This window comes from Rhodococcus sp. HNM0563, assembly GCF_012726195.1.
Lineage (GTDB): Bacteria > Actinomycetota > Actinomycetes > Mycobacteriales > Mycobacteriaceae > Rhodococcus.
Genome location: NZ_JAASAF010000005.1, coordinates 341,314 through 359,863 on the forward strand (window position 1 = coordinate 341,314; position 18,550 = coordinate 359,863).

Consider the following 18,550-nt stretch of genomic DNA (forward strand, 5'->3'; position numbering starts at 1 on the left):
CGGATAGAGGGGTCGCGGGTGGAGGCACGGGGTTCAGGTCATCGCTCCCACCGCCTCCTCCAGCAGATCGTCGGCGCGGTCGGGGTCGAGGTACCCGGCGGCGACTTCACGGTCGAGCGCGGCGCGCAGCCGCCACCACGACAGCGCGGCGCGGCACTCGTCGACGCGGGGGCCGGTGGTTTCACCTCGTGACGCGAGGACGCCGAGCCGGGATCTCCATGCGGCCATGGTCCGTTCGCGGGGGTGTGTGATCGCCGTGGTGCTCATGCTTGTCAGTCAAGCAAGTAGGGGTGCAAAGCCACTCGGGGCGAAAGTGCCGGCAATCGCCGAAGGGCACGGAAATTGTATTGCCGGTGTTGTCGCGGGCGTCTGAAAGTCGGTGCCGAGGGTGCAGATATGACTCGACCGCCCTGCGGATCGACCGGAACCCGGCTACGGGACTTGCGAAGGTTCCGGTCGACCCGCGAGGCGGTCGATGTGTTGATCATGCACCGCTGGGGTGCAGGGCAGGTCTGGTCAGGTGGGCGTTTCGTTGAGGCGCGTCCACGCGGCCTGCATCTCGGCGGTGACGTCGGTGCCGGTCGATCGGACCCAGCGCAGGGTCGGCTGTCGTCCGTTGACGTGGGCGACCAGGCGCGTCTGTTCGATGTCGGCGGCGTCGACCTCGCGAGCCTCGATCAGGTTGAAGTCGAGGTCGAACACGAGGAACACGGCGGTGGTGAAGTCGGTCGAGCGGAACGCGCTGAACTTCGCTGCGGTGCCTGCGGTTCGCACGCCCATCGCCTTGACCTGGATGCGCTGACCGCCCGGCGCGGTGATGTCGTGGGACTTGGTGCTGTTGGGCTCCAGCACACCGCCGCGCGCCGCGTGGACCACCGCCTCGGCGACGTCGCCCAACGGCTTGTTGCTGGTGCGCACGAGGCTGCGGCGGCGTAGCTCGGCGATGATCGCGGCGTCGAGCTGGAGCAGGTCTTGCACTCCCAGGGCTGTGAGGTCGACGGCGGTCACTGCGGTGCGCCGCTCATGAGACGCTGGCGCGTGTTGTAGATCGTCGCACGGCTCACGCCGTACTCGGTGGCCAGCGCGGTGGCCGACTCGCCCTCGGTCAGTCGGTCGGCGACCTGACGCGCCTGGGCGTCGGACAGGGCTGCTTTGCGGCCCTTGTACTTGCCCGCTGCCTTTGCGACGGCGATGCCCTCGCGCTGGCGCTCCAGGATCAGCGACCGCTCGAACTCGGCGACCGCGCCCATCACTGAGAGCATGAGTACCGAGCACGGGTCGGATTCGTCGCGGGTGAAGGTCATGGACTCCTTGACGAACCGGACGCTCACGCCTCGGTCGGTGAGGTCGTCGACGATCCGGCGTAGGTCGACCAGTGAGCGGGCCAGCCGGTCCATCGAGTGGACCACCAACTGGTCGCCCTCGCGCAGGTACTCCAGGCACGCGGTGAGCTGGGGGCGGTTGGTGTCTTTGCCCGAGGCGTGGTCGGTAAAAACCTTGTCGAACTCAAGCCCGTCCAGCTGTCGGGCTGTGTTCTGCTCGGTGGTCGATACCCGCTGATAGCCGATGATCTGACCCTTGCTCATGCTGCGCTCCTGAGTGTCTGACTAGGTTCTTAGATAAGAATAGACGACCGTCAAAGAACTGGCAGACGACTCTAGGTAGACGCGCGACGTGGGTGCCGCCGCCGTCTGGATTGGCTACGCCCTAAGCAGACAACGACTATCGCTGATCGTCGAGACCTGGCACCGACGTCGAGATCTCGATGACCGGTCGGCGACCGCCGCCGATCGGACGTGCCAGCGGGTTGACGCCGGGGCTGTAGAACTGGCCGGGCGGCATCCGATAGGTCCGCTGCGCCGAGGTGGTCTGCTCCACCTCGACGATCTCGGCGTCGATCACGTCCTGATCGGCCTCAGCTGCCTCCTGCTGGCTCGGGGGTACTTGGCCCTGGGGCACAGCCTCGTGGCCCGTCAGCGGCGCACTGGGCGCTGGAGCGGGGTCGTCCCACGGCTCTGGCTCATCGAGGGCATCCGGTCCGGCGATAGGCGGCAATGTCCGTTGCGGCGTTGGGGTGTCGTCGTCCTCGACCCACTGCCCGCGCAGCGCTCGCAGCGCGTCCGCCAGCTCGTGCTCAGGCAGCAGGCCCAGTCGGACGCCCCTGCGCGTCACCGTCACCCACAGCTCATGGAACGGGTGAGCGGGGTCGGCCACGACGTCACCGAAGAACTCGACCGCCTCGGCGGCGAACTCGACGCCGATGTCGTCGGCGGACCTCTCACCGGTCGCGATGGAGCGCGAGGAGTCCAGGGACGTCTGGATGAGGGCGAGGTCGTCGGCGTCGATGGGGCGCTCGGCGACGTCGGTGGCGACGTCGTAGGCCGAGTTGATCGCGGCGGCTCGGGCTGCCTCGGTGGACTTAGTGCTCATGGTTCGACGACCTCCGCGTCAATGGTGTTGGTGTTCAGAGCTTCGAGGGTTCGCCGCCGTGCCTCCTCGATCGCCTCACGCGGCGAGGGGGCGACCACGACCTCGTGGCGCTCGGGTGAGTTGAGGCCGACGAGCTTGGCCAGCTCTGCATCCTCGGCCAGCAGCGTGCGCAGCAGCGAAGAGACCGCCGTGAAGTCATCCGCCCGCATCGCCGACGCGAGCGCCTTGGTTCCCATGCCTTGCCGGAACCGGCGGCGCTCCAAGATCTCGGCCAGCGTCGTCGGTCCGTCTGGGATCTCGTTTCGCTTGAGGTGTCGCTGGTATGCCGACTGCACCGCCCCGACGCTGCCGTAGGACTTCTCCCGCATGATCGTGCGCCAGCTCATCCCCAGCACCGCGCGCATGTAGTAGACCTCCTCGGCCCGCTCCCGCGACTCGGCCCGCGACATTCCCTTGATTGGACCCGCCATGCCGTATTTGTACCGCAGAAGAGTGCAACCAATAACGCCTCAGATATCGGCGTTGTGCGTTGCGGGCGTGGATGATTCAGGTCGACACAGCTCCGGCCTCGGGCGGCCATCCGTCCGCATCGCGCGTGATCGTCGGCGAGACCGGGGGTTAGGACTACACAGCCACTCACGCTGATCGCCGTGGGTCTCGGGGAGCTGTGTTTCGTCGACAGCCTCATCGTCATCTTCACTCCTTCCTGATTGACCGCCCTCCCGTCCCCGGCCCCTACTACGTAAGGGGGCCGGAAAGACCGGGAATAAGGGGGACCTGTTCGACCGGGGAAACCGGAAACAACCGGAGAGACCGGAAACGCGCAGTTCAGCGGCTAGATCGGTAAAACCGGAAACGACCAGGAAGGCCGGACAGAGGCGGGCAGATTCCGGTCTCCGCGACAGGCGTTTCCGGTCGACCCAAAACGCTCTGAACTGGGGGTTTCCGGTGCCTGTCCGGTCTCCCCGGTCGATTCGACCGGAAACGACCGGAAACCCTCAGTGACCAGGGCGTTCTCACCTCTGCGGCTGCGACCACTGCAACCGCGCCGAGATCGACTGTCCCACAACGCCTATCGGTGTCGGTGTTGTCGACTCGCCAGGCGCAATGTGGCTGCCCGTGACCGGCGCGAGCGGATATAGTTGGTTCCAGTCGCACTAGCTCCGATCTGTCCAGCAGTAGCCGGTGCGCACGCTCTGACTGGCGCGGTCGCTGACCGAGACGCGCCCGCCGGAAACTGAGCGTCACGCTAGCCGCCACGCGGGGCTTCGGCCCACCGCGCAGTGTTGACCTGAGGGTGAAGCTGGATCACCCGGCTCGGGGACCACTGCGAATTCCACGACGCACCCTGGAGTTCGCAGTGTCTCAGACACCCAGCCCTCTTATTTCCGCGCCACAACTCGCCGAACACCTCGGCGTGGCTCCCGTGACCGTCCTTCGCCTCGTCCAGCGTGAGGGCCTGCCTGCACATCGTGTCGGCACCGGAACCGCCCGGCGCACCTATCGCTTCGACATCACCGAGGTGGACGCGTGGCTACGTGCCCGCGACAGCGGCGCACAGCCCATGCGAGACGCCGTGCCTCACGGCCCAGACGAGTTCGTCGCCACGACGTTGGCGAAGTTCACCCCTGATGATCTGCGCCGCGCCGCCGAAGTCCTTCGCGCACTTGCCGACGCGCGATGAGTGCGCCGTCGATCGCCCGCACACAGTCCGGAAATGAGAGCGCCCGCCCCCAGGCCGAGATCCCGGGGGCGGGCAGAGACGAGGCCGACGCTATGACCTACAGCACCGATGATACCAAGAACCCCAACAACATCGGGGACGACAGCGCGCCCGGCTGGGTGAGTGGCCCGCTATGGGCTTTCGAGAAGGACGCCCACGGCGACGACGTGATCCGCGAGTTCGTGTCTGACGACGCGTGGAAGGCGCTGCGCAAGTTCGGCAGCCGCTATGGCGTTCGGATCGACGCCGAGACCCTGTTCGAGGACCTGCACGCGGTGCCTGCGTCGGTCGTGAGTGACGATGGTGTGGAGATCACCCGCGAGGGCGTAGCAGAGTTCGCCGCCGAGGACTGCCTGTACGACCTGCCCGACGCCGAGGACGTCGGGGCTGATCTGGAGGCCAACCGCTCGCGGCTGCGCGCCGAGCGGTCGCAGAAGTTCCGCGACCAGCAGGCCGCCAAGACTGCCCTCGCTGGGCGCGGTGTATCCGCGTCCGCCGAGTTCACACTGACCGAGGTCGAACGCGTCGGTGGCGATGCTGGGTATGTCCGTGCTGCGCGGACGATGATCACGAGGGCGAACACCGAAGCGTGGGCATTGCGCCGACGAGACGACGAACGTCTGCCCATCGTCACCGCCGCCGAACTGCTCAAGCTCGGCGCGCCGGTCGAGATCATCGACAAGCTGACCCAGGTGACCGCCGCCGACAGGATCACCGCCGCAACCGATCTCGCGGTCGAGTGCGACCGGTTCAGGGCGGCGGTGTCGCGGAAGTCGCGCGCAACCGGTACCGGAACGGATGCACTCGACGCGGGTCTGATGGGGCCGGATGAAATCGAGAACCAGCCGCCGACCCGCTATCTGGTCGGTGAGATCGTTCCCGAGGCCAGCCTGGTTCACATCGTCGCCCCGCCGTCGTCGTTTAAGTCGTTCTTCGCGTTCGATATGACCTGCTCTCTGGCGATGGGGATTCCGTTCGGCGGGGAGCACGCCGTACCCACTGATGGTGTCCCGGTGCTCTACGTCGCCGCCGAGGATGCCCGTGGCTACCGCGACCGTCTGGCCGCGTGGCGCGCCCACAACAACGTCGACCGCGCGGCGATGCGCGACCGGCTGCACATGCAGAGCCGTGCAGTCCAACTCGGATCGGACGAGGACACCGCATGGCTCGCCGCCAAGGTCGCCGAGACCGGCGCGAAGTTCGTGGTGGTCGACACACAGGCGCTCTCGACTGTCGGACTCGACGAGAACTCGGCGACCGACCAGGGCCAGGTGATCCGATCGCTGCGTGCGATCGTGTCGAATACCGGTGTGACGGTTGCCGTGGTCCACCACGCCGCAGCCGGGAGCGACACTGGCCGTGGGTCGACGGCGTGGCACGGGGCAGCTGACACCGTGCTCCGATTGAGGCGAGAGAGCGAGTCCACCCCGCAGTTCACCGTGAAGACCACCAAGCAGAAGAACGACCGGCAAGGTCTCATCTACGACTTCGAGGTCGTCGAGGTCGAGGTGCCCGGTGACGACAACGGCAGGGTGTCGCTGTGCGTACGTGCTGTTGGGGCGCAGGAGGCGGCCAAGGTCAAGCAGCAGCAACTCACCGAGAAGGACATTGATGTTCTGGAGATCATCCGAGATCTCTGTGCGCGCCAGGGCGGCGGCCTGACTCAGACCCAGATCACTCAAGCGGCGTGTGCTCGTGGCCTTTACAAGAGCCCCACGTCGACGCAGTGCAGCGACGTGGTGTCCGCCCTGCTGAACCGGGGCTACGTCGTCGACAAGGCCCGCCGGGGGGCCAACGGCAAGAAGATCATGCTCGCCGACAAGACCCCGACCGGCGGGTGGCCCGAGGGATTCGACCCGACGCCGGGATTGCTGGTCGGAAGGGACCCGGTGCTCGACCCCGAGCGGGAGGAGCACGAGATGGCAGTCCGGCGCGTCCTGGACATTCTCGCGCGCCAGATGGACCGGGGCGGTGTCAACGATCAGACCACCAAGCAGACGTTCACCGACAACTTTGCCGCCAGCGAGCACGATCAGATCATCGCCACCGCATGGGAGCGGTGGAAGAAGGACCGCCCCGGCATCGCCGACATCGCAACGCTCTACGTCGAACCCAACGACAGCAACGAGACCGATCGGGGTGATGCACCGTGATCGGCAACCCCTATCCGTTCGGGCGGCCATCTGAAAGTGTCGTGCGGCGCGATGAGGCCCGACGCGCAGAGGCTCGACGGTCGTCGGGGTTCCCACGGCGACGACCAGTGAGAGGTACCGGGGACACGTTGGGCGTCTACGGGATTGAGGGCTACTGGCAGGTGGGTCGGCTCATCTACAAGGTCCAAGTCGCCGTCCACGGGTCGGGACGCCCCTACGCGAAGCGGTTCAACGCCCACGCCTTCGAGTGGGAATACGTCGGCACCGACCCGCTCGGGGCGATCCGTGCTCGCGGCGAGCGCCTGAATGTGGAGCGTGTGGCCGCGCTGGGCAGGGTGTACGGGCGGTGCGTGCTGTGCGGTGCAACCCTGACCAACGAGGAGAGCATCGAGGCGGGCATCGGGCCGGTCTGCGCGACCAAGCTCACCCAGGACGCCCGCCGCTCCACCTGACGCGCCGCTTCAACGCGGAGCGCCCCGCTCGCAGACGATTTCGCACAGTTGGCCCCCGAGTGTCGGGGAGGTGCGGACGTCCGTGAGCGGGGCGCTGTGGCGTTCTGGACCTATCCCGCGTCGCCGGGTCGGCGCGGGGTGATGGTGATGGCATCCGAGGGCTTGTGCCAGCGGCCACGGCCCACGCGGTCGATGGTGATAGTCATCGTCGACCGGATGAACTCGCGGCGGGCGATCAGGGGCAGCTCGCCCCACAGCGCCATCGGGTCGGGAGCCGTCGCGAGATCTCGCACCACGGGGTCGGTGAACACCGGGGTCGCTTCGGCCTCGACGTCCGCGATCTGCGCCTCCAGGCGGGTCGCTACTCGCGCCCCGGTGCTCGGCGGCATCCGGCCCTCGGCGATCTCGTTCTCGACGTCCTCAAGACGTTGACGTAGCTCGGCCAGCCGCGCCGGGGCCGTGGGGTCAGACGCCGGCACCTCGGCGAGGGCGGCCAGCGACTCAGGCGTGGTCAGGATGCCGTCGACGACACCCAAGATCACACCGTCCGTCGCCTGCATATTCCGCCCGACGCAGTGCGACTTGCACTGGTAGACCTCGTAGTTGCCGCCGCCCTTGCGGCGTCCGCCGCGCGCCTTCCACACGTACTCGCCGCACACCGCGCACCGCGCGATGCCGGTCAGCAGATGCTTCACTGGCACGCCGCGCGGGCCGGTCTTGCGCCCGGCGAACAACGCCACCAGATCGTGGTGTTGATCGTCGGTGAGAATCGGCTCCCAGGTGCCCTTGCCGTGGATCTCCTGCGGCCCGCGCTTGCCGTCGACCTTCGCGCTGACGGTCCGGTACCCGGCGTAGGTCGGGTTCACCATGATCCGGCGCAGCTTCGCCGAGTCCCAGCCGAGCGGGTCCTGAGTCTCGATCCACCGCACCACCGAACCGAAGCTGTGCCCATCGAGCACGCGCCGCGCAGCCTCGGCGACCAGGGGAGCGCGCGACGGGTCGGGGACGCGGCCCGTCGACTTGCCGGTGTCGGGGTCGCGAACGATCTTGTAGCCGTAGGGGACTCGTCCGTGGGGCTTACCCTGGGCCAGGTTCTTGCGGTGGGCGCGCTTGATCCGCTTCCGAATGTCCTCGGCCTCGCGCTCGGCCAGCAGTGCGTCGAGACCGGTGGTGAAACGGTCGTCACCGTCTTCGAGATCGAACAGCCGTCCGCTGTAGGACAACATCACCTGTCGATCGGTGCAGAGGCGGCGCAGATCGACGTAGTGGTCCATCGACCGGCCAGCGCGTGAGGGCTCCCAGACCACCAGCACGTCGCCGGGGCGCAGCACCTCACTCAGGCGGGCGTACTGCGGGCGGTCCTTGGTGGCGAAGCGGGTAGCCGACCGGTCGTTGTCGGTCAGCACCTCGGCGACCGGCCACCCATTGCGCTCGCACACCGCTCTGCACTCGGCCTCCTGCTCGGCGACCGAGCGGCCACCGGCCAGGTCGCGCGAGACGCGCGTGTAGATCACTGCGCGGGTCGGCGCACGTCGGGAGTCGGTGTAGGTGCTGGTCAGCGCGGTGCTCATAGTAAGAGAGTTTACGACAAATAAACACGCGTTCGACGTCTGCTACTACCCGTGCCTCGATTCGACACGTGGCAGGCCCTATGGGTTGTACGTTCACGGCAACGAGGGCACGGAAGGCGCCGAGCGCGCCGTCGACAGCATCACGACGGGACTCGGCTGGGTCAAGGCCGCCGACTACGTTGTCGCGTCGGGTAAGCCGAGCAAGAGCGATCTCGAGGCGTGCTGGGAACTCGGTGCGACCGTGGCGGCCCAGCTGATGGATTGACCGCGGCGGCCGGGCTCACTACCGGAAGTTCTTCTCCACGAATTTCGTCAGGCCCTTGCCCGCGGTCTCGATCGCGGTCTTTTCCGCACGGCGTACCAGGAATCCGGGAACGGGGATCTTGGGATCGATGGTGAGAGCGAAGTCGACCGTGGTCCCGTTGTCGGTTGCGGTGAGCGTGTAGGCGCCGTCCTGCACGTTCTGCTGGGCGCTCTCCACAAGGGTCCACGACATCGACTCGTTGCCATTCCACGAGTAGTCGACGACCTGCTCGTCGGTGATGCCGATGATGGACACGGTCATGCGGACGCGGTGCGGCCTGCCGTCGGGGTGGGTGCTCTCGATCGTCACGGACTTGTGCGTCGACGACCATTCGGGGAGTCGCTCGACTGCTGCGATACCCGCCATCACCTGCTCCGGTGTCGCCTTGATCTCGAAGCTTCTGGTGCTGCTGACGGCCATGACTACTCCACCCCTCGGGTCCGCATCTTCGCGGACTGTGCCTTCGCGTGCGACGGAAATCTACCCCACCGGCACGCCGGGGGCGCGTCAGTCGGTCGGCCGGTCGTCGGTGCTGCCGGTGGGGTCGTCGCCGGCGGAATCGGCCGGTGCGGGTTTCTCGGTGTCGGCCGGAGCTTCGGCGGGGGGCTCGGGTGCCGGGGGTGTGGTGGTGGGTTTGGCGGTGGGCCAGCGCCATTCGTCGGCGCGGCGCTGGTAGCGCATCTGCTCGCGCAGCGCGCCCTGGACTGCTTGTCCCACCCACGAATTGAGCGAAACCCCGCTCTGCGCGGCAGCTTCCTCGGCGCGGGTCTTGATCTGCTCGACGAGGCGCAGCGTGACGCGGCTGATGTCGCCGGTCATCTCCTCGAAGGTCGGGGGAGTGTCGTCGGGTTCGGATGCGTGGCCGTCATGGACCTCGACGACCGCGTCGGCTCCGTCGAGGCGGACGGTGACTCTGCGGTCGCCGAGTTGTTCGGACACCTGGGAGGCCAGGTCGGACAGTGCGCTCAGGACTGCGAGCCGGGCGGGGGCGGCAACGGCGGTGGCGAGGGCAGCGGCAGTGCGACGAGTCTGCTCGTCGCCCAGTTCTGCGGCGTTCCGCACGGAGTCGGCGATGGCATCGGTATAAACATCGATATTCATGACGTCAGTGTGACGTCATTAATGATGTCAGTCAACCGTCGGGGTTGATGTCACTCGGGAGAGTTGCTCGACCGAGCGCTAAGGTCGAGCAGCAACACCGTGCGGAACCGCGGAAGGGAGACGAGCGTGGCGCCGGAACCGATCGGACCGAGGGTCAGGCTCATCGCCAAGACGGAATTCCTGCCGCCCGACGACGTGCCGTGGAGTACCGATGCCGACGGCGGGGAAGCGCTCGTCGAGTTCGCCGGCCGCGCGTGCTATCAGAGCTGGTCGAAGCCGAACCCTCGGACTGCCACCAACAGTGGGTACCTCAACCACCTTCTCGCCGTCGGTCACGATTCGGTGCTCGAACATGCGACGGTCACCTTCTACATCACCGGTATCTCCCGGTCGTGCACGCACGAACTGATCCGGCATCGACACTTCTCCTTCTCTCAGCTCTCTCAACGGTTCGTCCCGGGTGGGGATGCACCGGTCGTCGTCCCCCCTGCCATCGAGGACGACCCTGAGCTCGAAGCCTTGTTCTTTCGCGCAGCAGAACGCAGCCGCGACGCGTACGTCGAACTCATCGACGCGCTCGACGAGAAGCTTGCGCACCTCCCGCCCGGACCTCTGCGAGCCAAACAGGTCCGTGAAGCCGCGAGAGCCGTCCTGCCGAACGCGACCGAGACCCGGATCGTGGTGACCGGCAACTATCGGTCGTGGCGGCACTTCGTGGCGATGCGCGCCACCGAACATGCCGACGTCGAGATCCGGAGGCTCGCCGTGGAATGTCTGCGGCAGCTCACCGAGGTGGCACCGAACGCCTTCTGCGACTTCACGATCAACACGCTCTCCGACGGCACCGAAGTTGCCTCCGGGGGCTTCCAGATCGACGGCTGAAAACGCTGCCTGCCCGTGTCGTACACGAGCCGTGTTCCGGGTGGCAGCTTCTACGCGGTAGCCTTCTGACCATGACCAACGGTGATTCCGCAACTGCTGTCGAGCTTCCGTTCGGCACCATCGCAACAGCGATGGTGACCCCGTTCACTGCCGAGGGCAAGCTCGATATCGATGCGGGTGTGCGCCTCGCGAGCTATCTCGTCGAGGGTGGCTGCGACGCACTGGTTCTCGCCGGCACCACCGGCGAATCGCCCACCACCACCGAGAACGAGAAGATCGAACTGATGCGGGCCGTGCTCGCCGCTGTCGGCGACCGCGCGAAGATCATCGCGGGCGCAGGAAGCAACGACACCGCCCACAGCGTCGAGCTTGCCCGCGACGCCGCTCGTGCGGGGGCCCACGGTCTGCTCGTCGTCACCCCGTACTACTCCCGGCCGCCGCAGGCCGGCCTCTACGCGCATTTCGTTGCGGTGGCCGATGCCACCGATCTTCCGGTCATGATCTACGACATTCCGCCACGCTCCGTCGTCCCGGTCGAAACGGAGACTCTGCGCCTGCTGGCGGAACATCCCCGCATCGTCGCGGTCAAGGACGCCAAGGGCGACCTCAACGCCGGTGCAGAATTGATCGGTACCACCGACCTGAAGTTCTATTCCGGCGACGACCCACTGAATCTGCCGTGGCTCTCCGTCGGAGCCGTCGGTTTCGTGAGCGTCATCGGACACCTGGTCCCCGGACGCCTACGCGAACTGCACGCCGCATTCGTCGAAGGCGACCTCGAACTCGCACGGAAGATCAACCTGTCGTTAATCCCCATCTACCGTGCGGTCGCGCGGCTCGGCGGGGTGAGCGCCTCCAAGGCCGGCTTACGCCTGATGGGAATCGATGTCGGGGAACCACGTCTACCGCAAGTGGCCCCGGTGACCGCCCAGATCGACGCGCTGGCCGCGGATCTGCACGCAGCGGGGGTGCTGTGATGAGCCGTCCCAACCGTGGCCGTGGTCGCGCGACCCGCAACGCCGGGCCTCCGACATCCAAGCCCACCCGTCGCGTCCCTCAGAACTCCGCCGCTACCAAGCGCCCCGACGCGAGACCAGCGACCGATCCCACCGCCCGCCTCGGTACGCCGCCGAAGGCCCCGAAGACCGGCCTGCGCGTCGTCGCACTCGGCGGCATCGGCGAGATCGGCCGCAACATGACGGTGTTCGAGCACCAGGGCCGTCTGCTCATCGTCGACTGCGGTGTGCTGTTCCCCGAGGACCAGCAGCCGGGCGTCGACTTGATCCTCCCTGACTTCCGGTACATCGAAGACCGCCTGGACGACATCGACGCGGTCGTCCTGACCCACGGACACGAAGATCACATCGGCGCGCTGCCGTTCCTGCTGCGACTGCGTCCGGACATCCCGGTCGTCGGCTCGAAATTCACGCTCGCGCTCGTTTCCGCCAAGTGTCGCGAACATCGGCTGCGCCCGAACCTCACCGAGGTCACCGAAGGGGAGCGGACCACCCACGGACCGTTCGAGTGCGAGTATTTCGCCGTCAACCACTCGATCCCGGACGCGATCGCGGTCGCGATCCGCACCACAGCCGGCGTCGTGCTGCACACCGGCGACATCAAGCTCGACCAGCTTCCGCTCGACAACCGGCTCACCGATCTCGCCGGGTTCTCACGCCTCGGCGACGAGGGCGTCGACCTGTTCCTCGTCGACTCCACCAACGCGGAGGTTCCCGGGTTCGTGACCCCGGAACGCGAAATCGGCGGCGTGCTCGACAACGTCATCGGCAAAGCGAAGAACCGTGTCATCGTCGCCTCGTTCGCGAGTCACGTGCACCGAATCCAACAGGTCGTCGACGTTGCACACCGCTACAACCGGCGGGTCGCGTTCGTCGGGCGTTCGATGGTGCGCAACATGCAGATCGCGCAGGATCTCGGCTACCTCAACGTGCCGGACGGCCTCGAGGTCAACATCGACACAGCGGCGTCGCTGCCGGACGATCGGCTCGTGCTGGTCTCGACGGGTTCGCAGGGCGAACCGTTGTCGGCCCTCTCGCGAATGGCGCGCGGCGAACACCGCCAGATCAACGTCAAGGAGAACGACCTCGTAGTCCTTGCCTCGTCGCTGATCCCGGGCAATGAGAACTCGGTGTTCGCGGTAGTGAACGGGCTCGCCAAACGCGGCGCCACTGTCGTCACGCAGCAGAACGCGAAAGTTCACGTCTCGGGCCACGCCTCGGCCGGTGAGCTGTTGTACCTGTACAACGCGGTGCGACCGACCAATGCGATGCCGGTGCACGGCGAGTGGCGTCATCTCCGTGCCAATGCGGCGCTCGCGGAAGCGACAGGTGTACCGAAAGAACGGATCGTGCTCGCGGAGGACGGCGTTGTCGTCGACATGGTCGACGGGCTCGCGGAGATCGTCGGCCGGGTACCGGTCGGCCATGTGTACGTCGACGGTCTCTCCGTCGGCGACGTGGGCGAGTCCACCCTGTCGGACCGGTTGATCCTCGGCGAAGGTGGCTTCATCTCGATTTCTGTCGCCGTCGATGCCACGACCGGTCGTGCGGTGAGCGCACCGGAGGTGTCGGGGCGAGGGTTCTCCGACGATCCGACCGCGCTCAACGAAGCAGCGCAACTGGTGGACAAGGCACTCAACGAACTCGCCGCGGAAGGCGTGACCGAAACGCACCGTATCGCGCAGGGCATCCGTCGTGTCGTCGGTCGGTGGGTCGCCGACACATACCGGCGCCGGCCGATGATCGTTCCCACGGTCATCGCGGTCTCCTGAGGCACCTGCCGGGATCGGTGGTGCCGTCTTTCTAGTTGCTCGTTAGAGTGGCGGAATGAGCCTTGCCCGACGTGAACGGCATGCCTTGGTCAAAACGATGTCGGAGGTCGGTCCGGAAGCCCGGACGCTTTGTGGTGACTGGACGACACGCGACCTCGCGGCGCATCTGCTGGTGCGCGAACGACGCATCGACACGATGCCCGGAATCATGATCCCGGCGTTCGCAGCGCACACGGAGAAGGTCCGCCGCGAGGTGACCGACCGTCAGTGGGCGCACCTGCTCGCCGACATCGATTCCGGGCCTCCCAAGTGGTCGCCCCTGTATCTCGTCGACTCGGTGGCGAATGCCACCGAGATGTTCGTGCACCACGAGGACGTGCTCCGGAGCGTTCCGGGATGGGAACCGCGTCCCCTGCCCGCGGACGATGAAGATCAACTCTGGAAGTATGCGCGGACCATCGGTCGCACAAGCTACGGAGGCACCGACATCACCGTCGTGTTCGAGCGCGTGGGCGGTGAGCGAGTGACCGTGCGCAAGCGAGGGCCGCGCACCGTCGTATTGAGCGGACGACCGTCCGAATTGCTCCTCCACGCGTTCGGGCGTGACGAGGTGCGCCTCGAACAAGACGGGGCCGAAGCGGATATCGCCGAGCTCGCGGGTTCGAGAAGGGGACTCTGAGCAGCACGCATCGTCGCCGGGGAGCAGTCTTCCGGTTCGGTGCTGTGACCAGTGCCGCCGTGTGGGCCCCGTGTTGCTGATGGTTCGCCAGTGGGCCATGCGGCTACCCTGGCGGATATGGCAGGAAAGTCGGGTAGCCGCGCATCGTCCGCCGCGACCTCTCGGTCGCGGTCGGGTACGCGCGCGTCGACCTCATCCGGTCGAGCGGAGGCTGCCGCCACCAGATCGACCTCGTCTGCGAGAAAACCCGCCGCGCGTTCCGCGAAGGGTTCGTCTGCGAAGAAGTCGGCACCGAAGAAGTCGGCACCGAGGAAACCTGCCGCGAAATCCTCGAGTTCCAAGTCGCCCAGCAAACGTCAGCCTCAGGCTTCCGGTGCGCGTGCCTCGTCCGCGGCGCGCCGAACCCCCGCGAGGCGCCCGCGGGGAGGTTCCGCCGCGCCACCTCGCCGAGCATCGGGAGGACTGCTCACAGCGATCGGCAAGAGCGTCGGTGCCACCTGGTTCATGATCGCCAGGGGACTCGGTGCCACCACTCGAACAATGGGACGCGCGACCGATATCGAACACGGTCACCGTCGTGACGGAATCGCACTCGGTCTCGTCGCGTTCGCGGTGGTTGTCGCAGGTTCCGTGTGGTTCGGCGTTGGCGGCCCGGTCGGGGAGTGGATCGAAACCGGAGTGCGGGCGGTCACGGGAGGGGCGAGTGCCGTATTACCTCTCGTCGCCGTCGGTGTGGCGGTGGTTCTCATGCGGACCGAACCCTGGCCCGAAGCGCGCCCGCGCCTGGTACTCGGGTCGTTGCTCGTCGCGCTTCCTGCGCTGGGACTCTGGCACATCGCGTCCGGCTCACCCACCGACGCCGACGGGCGCTCGGAGGGCGCGGGATTCGTGGGTGCAGCGGTCGGCGGTCCGGTCACCGCCGGCCTGACGGTGTGGTTGTCGGTACCGCTGATGTTGATGGCCATGGGTTTCGGGATCCTGCTGATCACCGGCACCACAATCCGTGAACTACCCGAACTCTTCCGCGACTTCTTCGGCCTGCCCTACCGCGAGGACGACGGGTACGGGCATCACGACGAGTACGGTCCATACGACCCCGAGCACGACGGCTACTCCGACCATCTCAATCCCCTGCTCTACGAGGACGACACCGAGAAACCGCGGTCGCGCCGTCGCCGGACCCCCAGCGAGAACTACCCGACCGACGAGTTCGACGGCGACGCACGCACCGAGGTCCTGCCGCTGTGGGACGAGCCGGATACGTCGCAGGCACCCGAGCCGGAACCGGAGCCGGAAGCTCCGAAACCGCGAGCCCGCGCCAAGCCGAAGGCGTCCACAGCCGCGGCGGCCGTGCCGACGCCCGCCCCGCCGGAGCCCGCTTCCGACGTCATGGAGCCTCTCGTTCCGGACCGGGTCGTCGAGGGCGACTACACACTGCCGTCCCTGTCCCTGTTGATGGAGGGCGACCCGCCCAAGACTCGCTCGGCGGCCAACGATCAGATGATCGAGGCGATCACCGAGGTCCTGGAGCAGTTCAAGATCGACGCAGCGGTCACCGGTTTCACCCGAGGCCCGACCGTCACGCGATACGAGGTCGAACTCGGGCCCGGTGTCAAGGTCGAGAAGATCACTGCCCTCGCACGAAACATCGCGTACGCAGTCGCGACCGACAACGTCCGGTTGCTCGCACCGATTCCCGGGAAATCCGCGGTCGGCATCGAGGTACCCAATTCCGATCGTGAACTCGTACGCCTGTCCGACGTACTGGGGGCCGCTTCCACTCGGCGCGATCACCACCCGCTCGTCATCGGTCTGGGTAAGGACATCGAAGGCGACTTCGTCTCTGCGAACCTTGCGAAGATGCCGCACCTCCTTGTGGCAGGTTCCACCGGCTCCGGAAAGTCCAGTTTCGTCAACTCCATGCTGGTGTCGCTGCTCATTCGTGCGACACCGGAGGAAGTGCGAATGATCCTCATCGACCCGAAGATGGTCGAACTGACGCCGTACGAGGGCATTCCACACCTGATCACACCGATCATCACGCAGCCGAAGAAGGCTGCAGCCGCACTGGCGTGGCTCGTCGAAGAGATGGAGCAGCGCTACCAGGACATGCAGGCCAACCGAGTACGGCACATCGACGACTTCAATGCGAAGGTGAAGTCGGGCGAGATCACCGCGCCGCTGGGCAGTGAGCGTGTCTACCGCCCGTATCCGTACATTCTGGCCATCGTCGACGAGCTCGCGGACCTCATGATGACCGCGCCGCGCGACGTCGAGGACGCGATCGTGCGGATCACCCAGAAGGCTCGTGCCGCCGGTATCCACCTCGTATTGGCCACCCAGCGGCCATCTGTCGACGTCGTGACCGGCCTGATCAAGACGAACGTGCCCTCACGGCTCGCGTTCGCGACGAGCTCGCTGACCGACTCGAGGGTCATCCTCGATCAGCCCGGCGCCGAGAAGCTCATCGGTATGGGCGACGGACTCTTCCTGCCGATGGGTGCAGGCAAACCGATCCGCATGCAGGGCGCCTTCATCACCGACGAGGAGATCTCGGCGGTGGTCGAGTTCTCGAAGACTCAGGCCGAGCCCGAGTACAACGAGGGCGTCACGGTTCCGAAGGCCGGCGAGAAGAAGGATGTCGATCCCGACATCGGCGACGACCTCGATGTGTTCCTGCAAGCGGTCGAACTCGTGGTCACGAGTCAGTTCGGATCGACGTCGATGCTGCAGCGCAAACTCCGCGTCGGGTTCGCGAAGGCCGGCCGTTTGATGGATCTCATGGAGACCCGAGGCGTGGTGGGCCCGAGCGAAGGCAGCAAGGCTCGTGAGGTACTCGTCAAGCCGGATGAGCTCGACGGTCTGCTCTATTCGATCCGGGGCGGTGGCGATGCGGCCGAAGGTGACGACGGCGGCATGTGACGTGTCGCGGCGTGCGCCGCGTGGTGCATGTGGCACAATCGTGACAGCTGTGGAGGGGAGTATCCCCTTATTCGCGGCAGTCTCGTCAACACGTTCGGCACCGCTGTCGCTCCGGGACTGCCGGTCCGGGATTCGTTCCCGGGCGGGAGAGACCTCCGGCAGGTACATACCTACCGGAAGGCCGAGTGCATATGCACGTCACATTGGCGACCTGGTTGATCACGATCGCAGTGATCATCGGGCTGTTCGTCTTCGATTTCTTCGCTCACGTCCGCAAACCACACGCGCCGACCCTTCGGGAATCCGGTTTCTGGTCCGCGGTGTTCATCGCCATCGCGATCGTCTTCGGTGTCGTCGTGTTCCTGGTGTGGGGACCGACCTACGGCGGCGAGTACTTCGCCGGCTACATCACCGAGAAGGCGCTGTCGGTCGACAACCTGTTCGTCTTCGTCATCCTCATGGCGACGTTCGCAGTACCACGTGAATTTCAGCAGAAGGTCCTCACGATCGGGATCGTGCTGGCGTTGGTGATGCGCGGCATCTTCATTGCGGTCGGAGCCGCCGCGATCAACGCCTACAGCTGGGTGTTCTACCTGTTCGGATTCTTCCTGATCTACACGGCCGTCAAGCTCATCCGAGACCACGGCGATGAAACCGAGAGTGTGTCCGAGAACAAGATGGTTGTTCTCGCCCGCAAGTTCCTGCCGGTCCACGACGAATACGACGGCGACAAGCTCGTCACTCGGATCGACGGCAAGAAGATGGTCACCCCGATGCTGCTGGCGTTGCTCGCGATCGGCTTCACCGACATCCTCTTCGCGCTCGATTCGATCCCGGCGATCTACGGACTGACCAGCGAGCCGTATCTGGTGTTCACCGCCAACGCCTTCGCTCTGATGGGGCTACGCCAGTTGTTCTTCCTCATCGGTGGTTTGCTCGAGCGCCTTGTCTTTCTCTCGTACGGCCTGTCGGTGATTCTCGGCTTCATCGGCGTCAAGCTCATCCTCCACGCTCTGCACGAGAACACACTCGGATTCATCAACGGTGGCGAACACGTGATGGTCCCGGAGATCTCGACTGCGGTGTCGCTGATCGTGATCGTCGGGGTGCTCATCGTCACCACGGTTGCGAGCTTGATCAAGTCTCGACACGACGACAGGCGGCAGAACGACGAGCCCGGTGACCACACGTCCGGGGCGAAGGGCCTCAGTCGTTGAACACACCCATCACCGGATTCCAGCCGGTGATCCGGACGGCGTCGATCAGCGTCAGCTGAGCGAACGGATCCTGCGCCATCAGTTCGTGCGCTGATGCCTCGTCGGCGACGTCGATGAGGATCAGCGCGCCGGAACCGTCTGCCCAGGGCCCAGTTGCTCGCACCGTGCCTTTCTCGACCAGATCTCCGAGCCAGGCACGGTGCTTCGGGCGGTGCTCGTCGCGGGCCGCGGTGGTGGCATCGGAGTAGGTGTATTCGACAGCAAACAGGGCCATGGGTTCTCACTTCCGTACAGGGTCGACGGTTCGGGATTCTCGGATCGCGGGGTC

The 18,550-nt window shown here is 66.2% G+C and carries 18 protein-coding genes and 1 pseudogene; 10 read left to right on the top strand and 9 right to left on the bottom strand.

All coding sequences use genetic code 11. From position 1 onward, the window contains the following. Positions 1 to 33 precede the first annotated feature (33 nt). The 5 genes from HCA61_RS13835 to HCA61_RS13855 all read right to left on the bottom strand — a co-directional run bounded on the left by HCA61_RS13835 (position 34) and on the right by HCA61_RS13855 (position 2,900). The gene (locus tag HCA61_RS13835; RefSeq protein ID WP_240959278.1) at positions 34 to 267 is read right to left on the bottom strand and encodes a hypothetical protein; all 234 of its coding nucleotides are present in this window, start codon (positions 265 to 267) and stop codon (positions 34 to 36) included. Positions 268 to 516: 249 nt separating this feature from the next. Continuing rightward, complete coding sequence (locus HCA61_RS13840; protein ID WP_169688751.1) at positions 517 to 1,008, bottom strand: hypothetical protein; 492 nt, start codon at positions 1,006 to 1,008, stop codon at positions 517 to 519. Continuing rightward, positions 1,005 to 1,586, bottom strand: a complete 582-nt coding sequence (locus tag HCA61_RS13845; RefSeq protein ID WP_169688752.1) for a recombinase family protein — start codon at positions 1,584 to 1,586, stop codon at positions 1,005 to 1,007. Before HCA61_RS13845 ends, HCA61_RS13840 begins: the two co-directional genes overlap by 4 nt. Positions 1,587 to 1,722: 136 nt before the next feature. Next, entirely contained in the window at positions 1,723 to 2,430 is a 708-nt protein-coding gene (locus tag HCA61_RS13850; protein WP_169688753.1) for a hypothetical protein, read from the bottom strand. Beyond that, complete coding sequence (locus tag HCA61_RS13855) at positions 2,427 to 2,900, bottom strand: hypothetical protein (protein WP_169688754.1); 474 nt, start codon at positions 2,898 to 2,900, stop codon at positions 2,427 to 2,429. Before HCA61_RS13855 ends, HCA61_RS13850 begins: the two co-directional genes overlap by 4 nt. A gap of 890 nt (positions 2,901 to 3,790) precedes the next feature. Between HCA61_RS13855 and HCA61_RS13860 the strand changes: the two genes are divergently transcribed. The 3 genes from HCA61_RS13860 to HCA61_RS13870 all read left to right on the top strand — a co-directional run bounded on the left by HCA61_RS13860 (position 3,791) and on the right by HCA61_RS13870 (position 6,758). Continuing rightward, positions 3,791 to 4,114, top strand: coding sequence for a helix-turn-helix domain-containing protein (locus HCA61_RS13860; protein WP_206040025.1), 324 nt, complete (start codon positions 3,791 to 3,793; stop codon positions 4,112 to 4,114). Next, on the top strand, positions 4,111 to 6,306 hold the full coding sequence (locus HCA61_RS13865) for an AAA family ATPase (protein WP_169688755.1): 2,196 nt from the start codon (positions 4,111 to 4,113) through the stop codon (positions 6,304 to 6,306). Before HCA61_RS13860 ends, HCA61_RS13865 begins: the two co-directional genes overlap by 4 nt. Before the next feature lie 107 nt (positions 6,307 to 6,413). After that, positions 6,414 to 6,758 (top strand): DUF6011 domain-containing protein, encoded by a 345-nt coding sequence (locus tag HCA61_RS13870; protein WP_169688756.1) that lies wholly within the window; start codon positions 6,414 to 6,416, stop codon positions 6,756 to 6,758. A gap of 110 nt (positions 6,759 to 6,868) precedes the next feature. Here HCA61_RS13870 and HCA61_RS13875 read toward each other — a convergent pair whose 3' ends face one another. Continuing rightward, complete coding sequence (locus HCA61_RS13875) at positions 6,869 to 8,329, bottom strand: recombinase family protein (RefSeq protein WP_169688757.1); 1,461 nt, start codon at positions 8,327 to 8,329, stop codon at positions 6,869 to 6,871. Positions 8,330 to 8,351: 22 nt separating this feature from the next. On the opposite strand from HCA61_RS13875, the pseudogene HCA61_RS13880 reads away from it, so the two are divergent. Continuing rightward, positions 8,352 to 8,594: pseudogene (locus tag HCA61_RS13880) on the top strand (flavodoxin family protein); the annotation flags it as partial. 18 nt (positions 8,595 to 8,612) lie between these two features. Here the strand turns inward: HCA61_RS13880 and HCA61_RS13885 are convergent. Together HCA61_RS13885 and HCA61_RS13890 are read right to left on the bottom strand one after the other, a co-directional pair. Then, positions 8,613 to 9,053, bottom strand: coding sequence for an SRPBCC family protein (locus HCA61_RS13885; RefSeq protein WP_169688758.1), 441 nt, complete (start codon positions 9,051 to 9,053; stop codon positions 8,613 to 8,615). Between the two features lie 87 nt (positions 9,054 to 9,140). Continuing rightward, the gene (locus tag HCA61_RS13890; protein WP_169688759.1) at positions 9,141 to 9,734 is read right to left on the bottom strand and encodes a toxin-antitoxin system HicB family antitoxin; all 594 of its coding nucleotides are present in this window, start codon (positions 9,732 to 9,734) and stop codon (positions 9,141 to 9,143) included. Positions 9,735 to 9,860: 126 nt separating this feature from the next. On the opposite strand from HCA61_RS13890, the gene thyX reads away from it, so the two are divergent. The 6 genes from thyX to HCA61_RS13920 all read left to right on the top strand — a co-directional run bounded on the left by thyX (position 9,861) and on the right by HCA61_RS13920 (position 18,222). Further along, positions 9,861 to 10,616, top strand: a complete 756-nt coding sequence (thyX, locus tag HCA61_RS13895; RefSeq protein ID WP_247274167.1) for an FAD-dependent thymidylate synthase — start codon at positions 9,861 to 9,863, stop codon at positions 10,614 to 10,616. Positions 10,617 to 10,687: 71 nt separating this feature from the next. Continuing rightward, positions 10,688 to 11,593 carry a 4-hydroxy-tetrahydrodipicolinate synthase gene (gene dapA, locus HCA61_RS13900; RefSeq protein ID WP_169688761.1) on the top strand — a complete coding sequence of 302 codons (906 nt, stop codon included), beginning with the start codon at positions 10,688 to 10,690 and terminating at the stop codon, positions 11,591 to 11,593. Beyond that, on the top strand, positions 11,593 to 13,404 hold the full coding sequence (locus tag HCA61_RS13905) for a ribonuclease J (protein ID WP_169688762.1): 1,812 nt from the start codon (positions 11,593 to 11,595) through the stop codon (positions 13,402 to 13,404). Before dapA ends, HCA61_RS13905 begins: the two co-directional genes overlap by 1 nt. A gap of 55 nt (positions 13,405 to 13,459) precedes the next feature. After that, positions 13,460 to 14,083: a TIGR03085 family metal-binding protein gene (locus HCA61_RS13910; protein WP_169688763.1), complete on the top strand. Its 624-nt coding sequence runs from the start codon at positions 13,460 to 13,462 to the stop codon at positions 14,081 to 14,083. 117 nt (positions 14,084 to 14,200) lie between these two features. Next, the gene (locus HCA61_RS13915) at positions 14,201 to 17,005 is read left to right on the top strand and encodes a DNA translocase FtsK (RefSeq protein ID WP_206040027.1); all 2,805 of its coding nucleotides are present in this window, start codon (positions 14,201 to 14,203) and stop codon (positions 17,003 to 17,005) included. Positions 17,006 to 17,196: 191 nt separating this feature from the next. Beyond that, a complete protein-coding gene (locus HCA61_RS13920; protein WP_169688764.1) occupies positions 17,197 to 18,222 on the top strand; it encodes a TerC family protein in 1,026 nt (341 codons plus the stop codon). On the opposite strand, the gene HCA61_RS13925 is transcribed toward HCA61_RS13920, so the two are convergent. Then, a complete protein-coding gene (locus HCA61_RS13925) occupies positions 18,212 to 18,496 on the bottom strand; it encodes a YciI family protein (protein ID WP_169688765.1) in 285 nt (94 codons plus the stop codon). The two genes, HCA61_RS13920 and HCA61_RS13925, sit on opposite strands and share 11 nt — an antisense overlap. Positions 18,497 to 18,550: the final 54 nt, after the last annotated feature.